Genomic DNA, 13,445 nt, shown 5'->3' with positions numbered 1-13,445 from the left:
CTCAGCCTAGCCCGACGGGCAGCTCCGCGCGGACGGCGAAGCCGCCGTCGGCCGTCGGCTCGGCGACGAGCGTCCCGCCGACGGCTCGTGCCCGCTCGGTCATTCCGACGATGCCGTGACCGCCGCCGCGGTGGTCCCCGACCGGTTCGGTCGCGGCACCGTTGTCGATCGTCACCTGGAGGGTCTGCGCCGGGTCGACGACGAGCCGAGCGGTCACGGTGGAGCCGGGGGCATGCCGGGTCGCGTTGGTGACCGACTCCTGCACGATGCGGTAGGCGACGGCGCCGACGGTCTCCGCGACGGCGGCGTGCTCGACGGCGTCGTCGAGGGTCACGTGGACGCCGACGGCGCGGACGCCGTCGATCAGTTCGGGCAGGTCGTCGAGGCCCTGCACCGGCCGGAGGGCGGCGGGCTCGCCGTCGTGCGGGCGCAGAACGCCGAGCAGCTGTCGCACCTCGTCGAGCGATTGGCGCGCGGCGTCGGCGATGCCGTCGAACTCGGTGCGCGCGCCGGGGCCGATCTCCTCGGCGGGTTCGGCGGCGGCGAGACGGTACGGCGCGGTCTGCGCCATCACGACGATCATCGACATGCGGTGGGCGACGATGTCGTGCAGGTCGCGGGCGATCCTCGACCGTTCGGCGAGCACCGCCTCTCGGGCGCGGAGGACCTCGGTCTGTTCGGTCTGCTCGGCGATCTCACGACGCGAGCTGGCCCGGTAGCGGAGGAAGGCGATGCTGATGGTCGCAACGGCGAGGGCGAAACACCAGCCGATCACGGCCTCGAGGTCCAGCCCGATGACGAAGAGGCCGGCCGTCGCGACGGCCACCACCGGCAGTCGGTTCAGCGGCTGCGTGCACAGGGCCGCGACCGTCATCACCAGCACCGCCAGGAACAGGGGAACCGGCATCGGCATCGGGCCGTCGTTCGGGATCAGCGACGCCACCGCTGCCGTGATGATGGTCAGCGCCCACCCCGCGCGCACCGGCGCCTCACCGAAGAAGACGACGGCGATGCCGCCGCAGCCGACGATCGCGAATGCCGGCAGCAGGTAGGCGGGGATCGACGTCGTCTCGCCGAGGACGGGCCAGGTCACGGCGATCATGGTGATCGCGGCGACCGCCGCCACCCAGTTCCGGGCCTGCGACAGGTACCGGTTCAGGGTCGGGTCGGGGACGCGCGCGATCCACGCCCGGTACGGCAGCACGGCCAGTTGTCGAAATCTCACGACTCGACCCTAGGTCTGGACGATGCGCGATCGCCTCCCCCGTGAGAGGGAGATCCGCGTCGTTCCCGGCGGTGAGACCACCCGGCGGGCTCCCTCTCCGGACCTGCAGCGGAACGGTCAGTTCGACCGATCCGAGCGGGCACTCCCCGTTCATAGCGTTGCTGTCATGATCCGAAAAGCATCGCTCACCAGCTGGTTCATCCGCATCGGCGTCGGTCTGGCCATCGCCGTCGGCATCCTCGGACTGCTGCCGATCACGGCCGCGCTCGCCTCCGCGTCGCGTCCGACCACACCTCCCGTCGGGGCGACGGCGGCCGAACGCACCATCGCCGCACTGGTCGGCGAGCATCCGCGCGACGCCCTCACCGCGCTGCCCGCCGACTTCGAAGCCCGCTTCGGCTACCGGCCAGTGGTCGTCGACGGTCGACCGCTGAATCCGCGCGGTGACTGCTCGTCCCCGGTGCCGCTTCCCGACCGATTCACCGATGCGTGCCGCGCGCACGATCTCGGCTACGACCTCCTGCGCTACGCCGCCGCCGTCGGCCGGCCTGCAGGCTCCTGGGCACGGACCGCTCTCGACGCCCGGCTGATCGACGACATGCACGCGGTGTGCGACGACCTCGTGTGCGACGCAGCTGCCGAGGCCGCCCGGGTCGGCCTCGCGATGAACACCTGGCGACAGCGCTCCGGGCCGCCCGTCCGCGAGTCCGGCGCCGAGATCGCCGCCACCTATCTGACGCGGACGCTGGAATCGGCAGGTCGGAAATGAATCCTCGCGGAGTGTTGCGGGTCAGGCCCGCCGTCGCGATCGGGGCACTGGTCGGTCGGTTGCTGGCCCTCGCACCCGGAGTGATGCCGCGATCGACGCTGATCGCCGTCGCCGCGGGCGTGCTGCTGACACTGGTCGGGATGGGCGTCGGCGCCGCCGCGGGTGCCGTGCGGAATCGCCTGGTGGACGACCGTCCCGACCCGGTGACCGGCGTCTGGCTGGCCGTCGGGCTGATGGCGAGCGGTGTGGCGGTCGGAGTCGCCGCCCGCCACGAGATCGCGGTTCGTGCGGCCCTCGACGTGCCGTCCATCGGGATCGGCTGGGTGCTCGCGGTGACGACGGTGCCGATGATCGCCGCGGTGCTGGCGGTGACGATCCGACCCCGCGTGTGGGCGGCGACGGTCCTGGTCGGCGCGGTCGCACTCACAGCACTGCGAACGCCGGGCCCCGCGGACGCGGCCCGACCGGACGTGCCCGACAGTCCCGCGATGATCTACAGCCTGCTCACCGAGCCGGGGTCGGTCCAGACGCGGGCCGACCGGCTCGTCGACCGATGGGTCGATGCGGGCGGCCTCGACCGTCGCGCCGTCGTGGTCGCGGTCCCGACCGGGTCGGGGTGGGTCGACGCCGGGACCGTCGACGGAGTGCAGCGCCGCTTCGACGATTCGGTGACGGTCCTGGCGCTGCAGTACGACGACGTCGCGTCCTGGAAGGCATTCGTGTCCTCGCCCGACGCTGCCGGCGACAGTGCGATCGCCGTGCTGCGCGCCGTCGACCGTCGCCTCGACGCGGTGCCGCCGCAGCGACGTCCGCGCGTGTATCTGGTCGGCCAGAGTCTGGGTGCGGTCGGTGCCGACGCCGCGCGGGCGTGGGCGGTGCGCACGGGTGCCCACGTCGACGGCACCGTCCTCGCCGGGCCGCCGGCCGGGACTGTCGAAGCGCTCCCGAGCTGCGCGCGACGCGTCGTCCTGGCCAATCGGGACGATCCCGTCACTGCGTTCAGCGAGGCGCTGCTGTGGCGACCCGCCGATCGGACGCTGGACGCAGAGCCCACTGACGACGGCGACCGGCAGCCGTGGCTGCCGGTCGTGTCGATGATCGGGACCGTGCTCGATCTTCCGGGTGCGCTGGACGTGCCGACCGGGCACGGCCATCGCTACGGGGTGGAGCAGGGGCTGGCGATCGGTCGCCTGCCCGCGGGGTGCTAGCCGATGGGGCCGCGCGCGGCCTCGTAGGCGGCGCCGATGCGGTACAGGCGGTCGTCGCCGAACGCGGGTGCCATGATCTGCAGGCCGACGGGGAGACCGTCGTCGGACGAGAGGCCCGACGGGACCGACATCGCGGCGGTGCCTGCCAGGTTCACCGGCAGGGTGCACAGATCGAAGAGGTACATCGACAGCGGGTCGTCGACCTTCTCGCCCAGCTTGAACGGGGTGGTCGGGGTGGTCGGCGAGATCAGCACGTCGACGTCGGCGTAGGCCTTGGCGAAGTCGCGCGCGATGAGCGTGCGGACCTTCTGCGCCTGGCCGTAGAAGGCGTCGTAGGCGCCCGAGCTGAGCGCGTAGGTGCCGATCATGATGCGACGCTTGACCTCCGGGCCGAAGCCTGCGGCGCGCGTCATAGCCATGACCTCGTCGGCGCTGTGGGTGCCGTCGTCGCCGACGCGGAGGCCGTAGCGCATGGCGTCGAAGCGGGCGAGGTTACTCGACACCTCCGACGGGAGGATCAGGTAGTAGGCGCCCAGCGCGTACGAGAAGTGCGGGCAGTCCACCTCGACGATCGTCGCACCGAGGTCGGTGAGCTGCTTGCACGCCGCTTCGAAGGAGGCGACGACGCCGGGCTGGTAGCCGTCGCCCTGCAGTTGCTTGACCACACCGATGCGCACGCCGGACAGGTCGCCGGTCGCGCCGGCGCGGGCTGCGCCGACCACGTCGGGGATCGCCTGGTCGATGGAGGTGGAGTCGCGCGGGTCGTGTCCGGCGATCACCTGGTGCAGCAGTGCGGTGTCGAGGACGGTGCGACCGCAGGGGCCGCCCTGGTCCAGCGACGACGCGCAGGCGACGAGGCCGTAGCGCGAGACGGTGCCGTAGGTGGGCTTGACGCCGACCGTCGCGGTGACCGACGCGGGCTGGCGGATGGAGCCGCCGGTGTCGGTGCCGATCGCGAGGGGCGCCTGGTACGACGCGAGCGCTGCGGCGCTGCCGCCGCCCGAGCCGCCGGGGATGCGCGTGACGTCCCACGGGTTGCGGGTCACCTGGTAGGCGGAGTTCTCGGTGGAGGAGCCCATCGCGAACTCGTCCATGTTGGTCTTGCCGAGGATCGGGATGCCGGCGGCGCGCAGCTTGGCGGTGACGGTCGCATCGTACGGCGACATCCAGCCTTCGAGGATCTTGGATCCGCAGGTGGTGGGGGCGTCGGTGGTGGTGAAGACGTCCTTGAGGGCGATCGGCACACCGGCCAGCGCGGAGGGCGCCTCGCCCGCTGCGATCGCGTCGTCGGCGGCCTTGGCGGCGGCGAGCGACTCGTCGGCGCCGACGTGCAGGAACGCACCGAGCTCGCCGTCGATCTCGGCGATGCGATCCAGGTGTGCCTGGGTGACCTCGACCGACGACAGGTCGCGGGCGGCGATCTTGTCGGCGAGTTCGGCTGCGGACAGACCGGTGATGTCACCGGCGGTACGGGTGTTGCTCATGCTCACTCCTCCCCCAGGATCTGCGGAACGGCGAAGCGCTCCTGCTCGACGTGCGGCGCGCCCGACAGGGCCTGCTCGGCGGTCAGCGACGGCAGGACGACGTCTTCGCGCAGCACGTCGCGCAGCTCGGCCGGGTGCGCGGTCGGGGGCACATCGTCGGCGGCCACCTCGGAGATCTGCGCCACGTGGCTCAGGATCGCGTCGAGCTGCGACGCGTAGCGGTCGAGTTCGGCGTCATCGAGCGCCAGGCGGGACAACCGCGCCAGGTGCGCGACCTCGTCCCGGCTGATCGCCGGCTGGGAATCGGTGGACATCGTCGACCTCTCACTTACGCACTCGTCGCGGTGGTCCGCGCGAGTTCACTTCGACAGTAGGGTTCCCGACAAGGATATGCGTTTGCCTCCGACCGAGACCGGGCAGGGAGGTCGGCCGCGTCCGGTGGCCCGAGCGAGGTGCAGGACGTAGGTTGGACGCATGATCATCGTCACCACCAACGAGCTGCCCGGGTACCGGATCGAGCACGTCTTCGGAGAGGTCTTCGGTCTCACCGTCCGTTCACGGCACATCGGTTCCAACATCGGTGCCAGCTTCAAGGCGATCGCGGGCGGTGAGCTGCGCGGCATCACCGAACTGCTCCACGAGGCGCGTAACGAGGCACTCAGTCGCCTGGCCGCCGAAGCGCAGGGCAAGGGCGCGAACGCCGTCGTCGCGTTCCGTTTCGAGACCAACGAGTACGCGGGCACCGGCGGTGTCGAGGTGTGCGCGTACGGCACTGCGGTCGGTGTCCGTCCGCTCCAGCAGCAGCCGCTCTGACCCGCGGTGTCGTATCTGCTGCGAGTCCTCCTGAGTGACCGTCCCGGCAGCCTCGGCATGCTGGCCGTGCAGTTGGGTGCGATCGGTGCCGACATCCGGTCGCTCGAGGTCGTGGAACGCGCCGACGGCATGGTGATCGACGACCTGGTCGTCGACCTTCCCGCCGGTGCCCTCCCCGACACCCTCATCACCGCCGCCGAGAAGGTGAGCGGCATCCGCGTCGACTCACTGCGCCCGTTCGCCGGTGTCCTCGACACCCACCAGGAGCTGGAGCTCATCGACCTGGTCGCGGCCGGCGGCAAGGATCGGCTGCAGGTCCTCGTCGATCACGCGCCGCGTGTGCTGCGGGTGTCGTGGGCTGCGGTCCTCGCCAAGCCGGGCGCCGACGTGCTCCGTCTGTACGCGAGTTCCGGTGCGCCCGAGACGCCGCTGGTCGACGCCGACTGGCTGCCTCTGGAGAAGGTGCAGTCCTTCGACCCCGAGTCCGACTGGATTCCGCAGTCGTGGCGCGACATGGACACGCGTGTCGCCGCCGCCCCGCTCGGGGTCAACGGCAAGGCGCTGCTCCTGGGCCGCATCGGCGGCCCCGACTTCCGTCCCGCTGAGATCGCCAGACTCGGCTACCTCGCCGGAATCATCGGCACCATGGCGAAAAACAAGAAGAAGGCGTGAGCAAGCGTCGGCGGCACCCATCGCACGAACTCGCTGGAACCAGCCCGCGGGCGGGGTCGCGGTGATTTCGACCGCCGACCTCTCCGCAGGGACGAGCCGCTAGGCGAGGAGCGAGGACTGTGGAGGCGGCGAAATCACCGCGATCCCGCCCGCGAGCGGACAAGCGGCACCCCCTGTGGAGGCGGCGAAATCACCGCGACCCCGCCCGCGAGCGGACAGGCACCACACCCCTGCGGAGGCGGGGAAAAGTCGCCGACCCCACCCGCGAGCGGACACACCCCGCTATTCGGAGTCGGGATCAGACTCAGGCTCACCGACAAACCCGTTGGCAAGCAGCGCTTTGAACCCCTCCTCGTCGAGGATCGGCACACCCAGCTCCTCGGCTTTGGCGGCCTTGCTGCCGGGAGAGTCGCCGATGACGACGTAGTCCGTCTTCTTGGAGACCGACCCGGATGCCTTGCCGCCGCGGACGATGATCGCTTCTTTGGCTCCGTCGCGGGAGAAGTCGACGAGGGAGCCGGTGACGACGATGGTCTTTCCTTCGAGGGTGCGCTCGATGGATTCGTCGCGCTCGTCGGACATGGAGACGCCGGCGGCACGCCACTTGGCGACGATGTCGCGGTGCCAGTCGACGGTGAACCAGTCGTGGACGCTAGCGGCACGGGTGGGGCCGAGACCGTCGACGTCGGCGAGTTCTTCGACGGTGGCGTTGGCGATGGCGTCGAGATCACCGAAGGCGGTGGCGAGCGCGCGGGCGGGGGTGGGTCCGACGTGGCGGATCGACAGGCCGACGAGCACACGCCACAGCGGAACGTCCTTCGCCTTGTCGAGGTTCGCGAGGAAGCGTTTGCCGTTGGCGGACAGTGCCCCGGCTTTGGTGGTGTAGATGTCGGTCTTGACGAGGTCGTCGGCGGTCAGGGTGAACAGGTCGCCTTCGTCGGTGAGGACCCCGCTGCTCAGGAGTGCCTGCGCGCCTTCGTATCCGAGCGCTTCGATGTCGAAGGCGCCGCGGCCGGCGAGGTAGAACAGGCGCTCGCGGAGTTGTCCCGGGCACGACCGCTGGTTGGGGCAGCGGATGTCCTTGTCGCCTTCCCGCGCGGGGGCGAGTTCGGTGCCGCATTCGGGGCAGTCGGTGGGCATCACGAACTCGCGTTCGGTGCCGTCACGGAGTTCGACGACGGGTCCGAGGACTTCGGGGATCACTTCTCCGGCCTTGCGGATGGTGATGGTGTCGCCGATCAGGACGCCCTTGCGCTTCACCTCGAAGGCGTTGTGGAGGGTGGCGCGCGCGACGGTGGATCCGGCGACGAGCACCGGTTCCATCAGCGCCCACGGCGTCACGCGACCGGTGCGTCCGACGCCGACCATGATGTCGAGCAGCTTGGTCGTGACCTCTTCGGGCGGGTACTTGTAGGCGATCGCCCAGCGGGGGGCGCGGGAGGTGGCGCCGAGTCGTCGTTCCAGCGTGACGTCGTCGACCTTGACGACGAGGCCGTCGATCTCGTGTTCCACCGAGTGCCGGTTCTCGCCCCAGTAGTCGATGATGCCGAGGATCTCGTCGGCGGTCGTGGCCTTGCGGGTGTGCGACGACACCGGCAGTCCCCAGTCCCCGAGCGCCAGGTAGGCGTCGTGCAGGGATTCGGGCTTCCAGCCGTCGATCTTGCCCAGGCCGTGGCAGATCATCCGCAGGTGCCGTTTGGCGGTGATCTGCGGGTTCTTTTGCCGCAGTGATCCGGCCGCCGAGTTCCGGGGGTTGGCGAACGGCGCTTTGCCCTCTTCGACGAGGGAGGCGTTCAGGGCGGCGAAGTCCTCGACGCGGAAGAACACTTCGCCGCGGACCTCGAGCAGTTTCGGCACCGGGCGGACGGAGTCGTCGAGCACGTGAGGGACATCGGTGATGGTCCGGGCGTTGAGGGTGACGTCCTCGCCGGTGCGACCGTCTCCGCGGGTGACGCCGCGGACCAGCTTGCCGTTCTCGTAGACGAGTGCGAGGGCGACGCCGTCGATCTTGAGTTCGCACAGGAACTCGGTCTCGGCACCGACCTCCTCGTCGACCCTCGAGATCCAGGTGCGCATCTCGTCGTGGTCGAAGACGTTGTCGAGCGACATCATCCGTTCGAGGTGGTCGACGGACGTGAAGTCGGTCGAGAAGCCGCCGCCGACGAGTTTGGTCGGCGAGTCGGCGACCGCCAGCTCGGGGTGGGCGTCCTCGAGCGCCTGCAGCTTTCGGAGCAGGGTGTCGAACTCGCCGTCACTGATGATCGGCGCATCCTGCACGTAGTAGCGGAACTGGTGTCCGCGAACCTCTTCCGCGAGCAATGCCCACTCGCGCGCCGGATCGGCGTTCTGCTCCCCCATGGCCGCTGCTCCCGTGTCCTGTCCGTCAGCCTCACTCACCGATTCAGATTAGCGGAGACCACCGACAGAACTGCGACACGAAGAGCGTGCTCCCCACTACGCTTGGCGGGCATGCCGCACCCGATCATGTTCTCCGACGACGACCCGATCCTGGCCCGGCTGCGCACCGTCGCGCTGGCCCTGCCCGAGGCGACCGAGAAGGTGGCGCACGGCCGCCCGACGTTCCGCTGCGGAAAGATGTTCGCGATGTACGGAGGCGGCGAGAAGGGCTCCAAGGTGCGCCGAGACACGGCACTGCTCTTCATCCCAGAGGCGTCCGAACGTGAAGCCCTGGTTCAGGATCCACGCTTCTTCGTGCCCGCGTACGTCGGCGCGTACGGCTGGCTCGGCATCGATCTCGCGCTCGACGCCGACTGGGACGAGGTCGGCGAACTGCTCGACGCGAGCTTCCGACAGGTGGCTCCCAAGCGGGCGATCAAGGTGTTGGAGGCGGGCTGACCCGGCCCGCGGCGGTTTCGACACGGTCCTCCGCTTCGCTCCGGACCGGCTCAACCAGCGATGGTGGCGATAGCTCAGAAGCCCGCCCGGCGACGACTACTCAGCGGCGGCGAAGTCCGGATCGGCCGCCAGCCCCGCGGCCACCTCGGACGACAGCGTGAGCGCCCGCGTCGCCCACGACGGCGTCGCACCCGCGAGTCCGCAGGTCGGGGTGACGAGCAGGTTGTCGCGCAGGACGGCGCGCGGGAGGCCGATGCGGTCGATGAGGCCGGCGAGGTCGCGGGCCAGCGGTTCAGCGTGCAGCGGTTCAGTCGGCTCTGAGGTCGGCACCAGCCCGGCGGCGAGGACGCCGCCCCGATCGAGGAACGTGCCGAGCGGGTCGTAGTCGACGGTCGGCCGCAGGTCCGTGACGTCCAGCGACAGCGCGATCCCCGACAGCAGGTTCGTCAGGTCCCAGCGAGGACTGTTGCAGGAGTGCAGCAGGACCGGCGCGTCGACGGCGTCGATCAGCGACTGCAGCAACTCCGCGGCCTCGGGTGCCGGGATGGGACGGATCGGATCGAGGCGCGTCAGCGGGGGCACGGTCCCGTCGATCACGCGGCCCGCGTCGGGTTCGTCGAGCTGGACGACGACGTCCGCGCCGACCCGGCGTCGCACCTGCGCGACGTGCTCCCGCAGTCCTTCGGTGAGCGACGCGGTCACGTCGCGCACCGCGCCGCGGTCCTTGACGATCTTGTGGCCGCCGCGGAGTTCGACGTGGGCGGACAGGGTCAGCGGACCACAGGCCTGCACCTTCACGATGCCGCCGTGGCGGCCGCTGGTCTCCCAGTGCTCCTCGAGGGCGTCGAGGTCCCACCGGAGCCAGTCGTGTGCACGCCGGGTCGTGGTGTTCGGGTGGTCCACCAGTCGGTAGGTGCGGTGCACCATGTCGACGGGCAGCTCCACCAGGAGCGCGCCGGTGCGGCCGATCATGTCGGCCCCCACCCCGCGTGCCGGGAGTTCGGACAGGAACGGGAGGTCCACCTCGCCCGCTGCGATCCGCACGGCCTCGCGCGGATCGGTGCCGGGCATGGAACCGATGCCGGTGCCGACGCCGGTCGGCAGTCGGAGCGCAGGTCGCGTCACGCGTGCGAACCGGTGATGCGACCGCAGCCGATCACGCGATCGCCCTTGACCGCGTCCGGGACGTACAACACGGCCGCCTGGCCGCGGGCGACGCCGCGCAGCGGTTCGCGGAGGTCGATGCGCATGGTGCCGTCGTCGAGCGGAGTCGCGACCGCCTGCGCCAGCCCGCCGTGGGCTCGGACCTGCACGATGCATTCGACGGGTCCGTCGGGCGTCTCGCCGGAGGTCCACACCACGCGGTTCGCAGCGATGCTGCGGATGTCGAGATCGGTGGCCGGTCCGACGGTCACGGTGCCGGTCTCGGCGTCGATCCCGGTCACGTAGCGCGGGTGGCCGTCGGCGGCGGGCGCCTCGATGCCGAGGCCCTTGCGCTGACCGATGGTGAAGCCGTGGACGCCGTCGTGCTCGGCGAGGGTGTCGCCGGTGGTCGAGTCGACGACCGCACCGGGTCGGATGCCGATCCGCGCACCGAGGAACGCGCGGGTGTCGCCGGACGGAATGAAGCAGATGTCGTGGGAGTCGGGCTTGTTCGCGACGGCGAGGCCACGTCGTTCCGCCTCTTCGCGGATCTGCGGCTTCGGGGTGTCGCCGATCGGGAACATGGCGCGCGAGAGTTGGTCGTGGTCGAGGACTGCGAGGACGTATGACTGGTCCTTGTCGTCGTCGACCGCACGACGGAGTTCACCGTCCTTCAGGCGTGCGTAGTGGCCGGTCGCGAGGGCGTCGAAACCGAGGGCGACGGCCCGCTCGGCGAGCGCGGAGAACTTGATCTTCTCGTTGCACGACAGGCACGGGTTCGGCGTCTCCCCCGCCGCGTATGCGGCGACGAACTCGTCGATCACGTCTTCCTTGAAGCGGTCGGCGAAGTCCCACACGTAGAACGGGATGCCGAGCAGGTCGGCGGCACGCCGCGCATCGCCGGCGTCCTCTCGGGAGCAGCAGCCGCGCGACCCGGTCCGCAGGGCGCCGGGCGCGGTCGACAGCGCCAGGTGCACGCCCACGACGTCGTGGCCGGCTTCGACGGCGCGCGCCGCGGCCACCGCCGAATCGACGCCACCGCTCATCGCAGCGAGAACTCGCATCAGGACACACCTCCCGTTCGCGCACCGGCCGCGGAGAGAAGTCCCGCGGCTCGGGCGCGCTCGACGACCTCGCCGATCACTCCGGCGACGACGTCCACATCGTCATCTGTGTTCTCGGTTCCGAAGGAGAACCGGAGCGACCCGCGTGCGGTCGCTGTGTCGAAGCCCATCGCGAGCAGCACGTGGCTGGCCGCGGCCACCCCCGCATTGCACGCCGAGCCCGCCGAGCATTCGACGCCCTTGGCGTCGAGCAGCATCAGCAGCGAATCTCCCTCGCAGCCGGCGATCGACACGTGCACCACGCCGGCCAGGGCCCGCGACGGATCGATCGAGTAGGCGCCGTTCACCTGCACGCCGGGAACGGTCACCAGGACGGCGGCGAGTCGGTCGCGCAACGCACCGATGCGCGCGGTGGTCTCATCGAGGTTTGCGACGGCTGCCCGCAACGCGGCGGCCATGCCGGACGCCGCGGCCACGGACTGCGTTCCGGACCGGATGTCACGCTCGTGCCCGCCGCCGTGCAGCAGCGGCACGCACGCCACCTCGCGCCCCAGCAGGAGCGCTCCGATGCCCTGCGGTCCACCGAACTTGTGGGCGGCGACGGTCATCGCCGACAGGCCGCTCGCCGCGAAATCGACGGGCAGGTGCCCGGCCGCGGCCACCGCGTCGGAGTGGACGGGAACCCCGTACTCGGCGCCGATCCGAGCGATCTCGGCGATCTCCTGCACGGTGCCGACCTCGTTGTTGGCCCACATCACCGAGATCAGCGCCACCTCGTCGGCCCGCTCGGCGAGCAGGTCGCGCACCTTGTCGGGGGCGATGAAACCGTGGGAGTCCGACGGCAGCACCACCAGTTCGGCGTCGTGCTCGTCGGCCAGCCACTGCGCCGGGTCGAGTACCGCGTGGTGTTCGACGGACGAGATCGCGACGATGCGACGGCGCGCGTCCTCGCGTCGTCGTGCGAAGTAGATCCCCTTGACCGCGAGGTTGTCGGACTCGGTGCCACCGCCGGTGAAGATCACCTCGGAGGGCCGTGCGCCGAGGTCGCGGGCGATGGATTCTCGCGCCTCCTCCAGCAGGCGTCGCGCGGCGCGGCCCGAGCCGTGCAGCGACGAGGGGTTGCCCGGCGTGGTCCACGCGGCGGTCATCGCCGCGGCGGCTTCGGGAGCCAGCGCGGTGGAGGCGGCGTTGTCGAGGTAGACCGGCTGGCGCGGGGTGGTCGAGGGCAGAGAAGACATGACCCAACCAGGATAGACACCGCGACGGGAGTTCTCCCAGCCGAGACGACCCGGCTGTGACGACTCAGTCAGGCGACCGCCTGCTCGACCGCCGGTCGAGGCTGGACGGCCGGCGCCGGGACGCTCAGGTCGACGGCCAGTTCCTGCAGTGCCGCGACCGGTTCGGCGGGCGCGATCAACTCCTGTGCGACGGCCGCCAGGTGGCCGCGATCGCCCGCAGGCAGCTGGGGTTCGAAGACTGTGACGGTGATCGTGAGGTCACGCGACCGGACGATCCGCGACAGGGTGCTGCCGATGGTGTCTTCGCCGAGGAAGCCCGGCATCGTCGTGCGGTGTCCGTGATCGGTGTACGACAGCCGCACCGGAAGGACGGGGACGCCCGCGTCGATCGCCGCTTGGAAGAACGCCGGCTTGAAACGTCCCGACGCGGTTCCGCACCACGTGGTGCCCTCGGGGAACACCGCGACCGGCCGGCCGCGGTCCAGGATTCCGCTGACCTGATCGATCATCGGCCGGAGTCGTCGGAGGTCGCCCCGACGGTGCGGCAGCACCCCGAACGCACGGGTGATGGGACCGAAGACGCCCATCTGCAAGACCTCGCGTTTGGCGACGAACCGCGCGGGGGCCACACAGCAGAGAGCGATGATGTCGAGGAACGAGACGTGGTTGGCGACCATCAGCGCGCCGCGGACCCGTCGTGCGCCGTCGGGACGGTGGTCGTCGATGTCGAGTTCGACGCCCATGGTGCGGAGCGCGATCTTGGCGCTCCCCCGCCAGTAGCCGTGCCGCGCGACGCGCGGAAGGAGGACGGTCAGGATCCCGACCGCCAGGAGTCCGAGCCCGACGGTGCCCAGTGCCGTGACCCGCATCGTCGCCCGCAGACGCGAGACGGGTTCGACGTAGGTGTGCACGCAGTGCGGTCCGCACGGACTCGACGGGACCCAGATGCTGGCATCCATGTTCGCGCCGCCCA

At 70.6% G+C, this 13,445-nt stretch carries 13 protein-coding genes; 5 read left to right on the top strand and 8 right to left on the bottom strand.

The window, feature by feature from the left end; translation table 11 throughout:
• Position 1: 1 nt before the first annotated feature.
• Complete coding sequence (locus tag ACH46_RS05745) at positions 2 to 1,225, bottom strand: sensor histidine kinase (RefSeq protein ID WP_062392073.1); 1,224 nt, start codon at positions 1,223 to 1,225, stop codon at positions 2 to 4.
• 166 nt (positions 1,226 to 1,391) lie between these two features.
• Here ACH46_RS05745 and ACH46_RS05740 point away from each other — a divergent pair, with 166 nt between their 5' ends.
• Positions 1,392 to 1,994, top strand: a complete 603-nt coding sequence (locus ACH46_RS05740; RefSeq protein ID WP_062395025.1) for a hypothetical protein — start codon at positions 1,392 to 1,394, stop codon at positions 1,992 to 1,994.
• On the top strand, positions 1,991 to 3,202 hold the full coding sequence (locus ACH46_RS05735) for an alpha/beta-hydrolase family protein (protein WP_062392072.1): 1,212 nt from the start codon (positions 1,991 to 1,993) through the stop codon (positions 3,200 to 3,202). The genes ACH46_RS05740 and ACH46_RS05735 overlap by 4 nt, the downstream gene beginning before the upstream one ends.
• Here the strand turns inward: ACH46_RS05735 and gatA are convergent.
• Together gatA and gatC are read right to left on the bottom strand one after the other, a co-directional pair.
• On the bottom strand, positions 3,199 to 4,686 hold the full coding sequence (gene gatA / locus ACH46_RS05730; RefSeq protein ID WP_062392071.1) for an Asp-tRNA(Asn)/Glu-tRNA(Gln) amidotransferase subunit GatA: 1,488 nt from the start codon (positions 4,684 to 4,686) through the stop codon (positions 3,199 to 3,201). The two genes, ACH46_RS05735 and gatA, sit on opposite strands and share 4 nt — an antisense overlap.
• 2 nt (positions 4,687 to 4,688) lie before the next feature.
• Positions 4,689 to 5,000, bottom strand: coding sequence for an Asp-tRNA(Asn)/Glu-tRNA(Gln) amidotransferase subunit GatC (gatC, locus tag ACH46_RS05725; protein WP_062392070.1), 312 nt, complete (start codon positions 4,998 to 5,000; stop codon positions 4,689 to 4,691).
• A 160-nt stretch (positions 5,001 to 5,160) separates the two neighbouring features.
• Between gatC and ACH46_RS05720 the strand changes: the two genes are divergently transcribed.
• Both ACH46_RS05720 and ACH46_RS05715 read left to right on the top strand, forming a co-directional pair.
• Positions 5,161 to 5,499 (top strand): YbjQ family protein, encoded by a 339-nt coding sequence (locus ACH46_RS05720; RefSeq protein ID WP_062392069.1) that lies wholly within the window; start codon positions 5,161 to 5,163, stop codon positions 5,497 to 5,499.
• Positions 5,500 to 5,505: 6 nt separating this feature from the next.
• Positions 5,506 to 6,171 carry an ACT domain-containing protein gene (locus ACH46_RS05715; protein ID WP_193392944.1) on the top strand — a complete coding sequence of 222 codons (666 nt, stop codon included), beginning with the start codon at positions 5,506 to 5,508 and terminating at the stop codon, positions 6,169 to 6,171.
• Between the two features lie 282 nt (positions 6,172 to 6,453).
• On the opposite strand, the gene ligA is transcribed toward ACH46_RS05715, so the two are convergent.
• On the bottom strand, positions 6,454 to 8,529 hold the full coding sequence (gene ligA, locus ACH46_RS05710; RefSeq protein ID WP_062392068.1) for an NAD-dependent DNA ligase LigA: 2,076 nt from the start codon (positions 8,527 to 8,529) through the stop codon (positions 6,454 to 6,456).
• A 111-nt stretch (positions 8,530 to 8,640) separates the two neighbouring features.
• On the opposite strand from ligA, the gene ACH46_RS05705 reads away from it, so the two are divergent.
• Positions 8,641 to 9,027, top strand: a complete 387-nt coding sequence (locus tag ACH46_RS05705) for an MmcQ/YjbR family DNA-binding protein (RefSeq protein WP_062392067.1) — start codon at positions 8,641 to 8,643, stop codon at positions 9,025 to 9,027.
• Positions 9,028 to 9,123: 96 nt separating this feature from the next.
• On the opposite strand, the gene ACH46_RS05700 is transcribed toward ACH46_RS05705, so the two are convergent.
• The 4 genes from ACH46_RS05700 to ACH46_RS05685 form a co-directional block, all read right to left on the bottom strand.
• A complete protein-coding gene (locus tag ACH46_RS05700) occupies positions 9,124 to 10,098 on the bottom strand; it encodes a uroporphyrinogen decarboxylase/cobalamine-independent methonine synthase family protein (RefSeq protein WP_082399873.1) in 975 nt (324 codons plus the stop codon).
• Positions 10,099 to 10,148: 50 nt separating this feature from the next.
• Positions 10,149 to 11,234: a tRNA 2-thiouridine(34) synthase MnmA gene (gene mnmA / locus ACH46_RS05695; RefSeq protein ID WP_062392065.1), complete on the bottom strand. Its 1,086-nt coding sequence runs from the start codon at positions 11,232 to 11,234 to the stop codon at positions 10,149 to 10,151.
• The gene (locus tag ACH46_RS05690) at positions 11,234 to 12,472 is read right to left on the bottom strand and encodes a cysteine desulfurase family protein (protein ID WP_062392064.1); all 1,239 of its coding nucleotides are present in this window, start codon (positions 12,470 to 12,472) and stop codon (positions 11,234 to 11,236) included. Before ACH46_RS05690 ends, mnmA begins: the two co-directional genes overlap by 1 nt.
• 68 nt (positions 12,473 to 12,540) lie before the next feature.
• Positions 12,541 to 13,431: a lysophospholipid acyltransferase family protein gene (locus tag ACH46_RS05685; RefSeq protein ID WP_062395021.1), complete on the bottom strand. Its 891-nt coding sequence runs from the start codon at positions 13,429 to 13,431 to the stop codon at positions 12,541 to 12,543.
• Between the last annotated feature and the right edge of the window lie 14 nt (positions 13,432 to 13,445).

The sequence above is a fragment of the Gordonia phthalatica genome, assembly GCF_001305675.1.
Taxonomy (GTDB): Bacteria; Actinomycetota; Actinomycetes; order Mycobacteriales; family Mycobacteriaceae; genus Gordonia; species Gordonia phthalatica.
This window is presented reverse-complemented; position numbering and strand designations above follow the sequence as displayed.

Bases quoted from the DNA above. Each gene is read 5' to 3' on its own strand.
- ACH46_RS05740 (WP_062395025.1), top strand. From the start codon at position 1,392: ATGATCCGAAAAGCATCGCTCACCAGCTGGTTCATCCGCATCGGCGTC.
- ACH46_RS05735 (WP_062392072.1), top strand. From the start codon at position 1,991: ATGAATCCTCGCGGAGTGTTGCGGGTCAGGCCCGCCGTCGCGATCGGG.
- gatA (WP_062392071.1), bottom strand. From the start codon at position 4,686: ATGAGCAACACCCGTACCGCCGGTGACATCACCGGTCTGTCCGCAGCC.
- gatC (WP_062392070.1), bottom strand. From the start codon at position 5,000: ATGTCCACCGATTCCCAGCCGGCGATCAGCCGGGACGAGGTCGCGCAC.
- ACH46_RS05720 (WP_062392069.1), top strand. From the start codon at position 5,161: ATGATCATCGTCACCACCAACGAGCTGCCCGGGTACCGGATCGAGCAC.
- ligA (WP_062392068.1), bottom strand. From the start codon at position 8,529: ATGGGGGAGCAGAACGCCGATCCGGCGCGCGAGTGGGCATTGCTCGCG.
- ACH46_RS05705 (WP_062392067.1), top strand. From the start codon at position 8,641: ATGCCGCACCCGATCATGTTCTCCGACGACGACCCGATCCTGGCCCGG.
- ACH46_RS05700 (WP_082399873.1), bottom strand. From the start codon at position 10,098: ATGCCCGGCACCGATCCGCGCGAGGCCGTGCGGATCGCAGCGGGCGAG.
- mnmA (WP_062392065.1), bottom strand. From the start codon at position 11,234: ATGCGAGTTCTCGCTGCGATGAGCGGTGGCGTCGATTCGGCGGTGGCC.
- ACH46_RS05690 (WP_062392064.1), bottom strand. From the start codon at position 12,472: ATGTCTTCTCTGCCCTCGACCACCCCGCGCCAGCCGGTCTACCTCGAC.
- ACH46_RS05685 (WP_062395021.1), bottom strand. From the start codon at position 13,431: ATGGATGCCAGCATCTGGGTCCCGTCGAGTCCGTGCGGACCGCACTGC.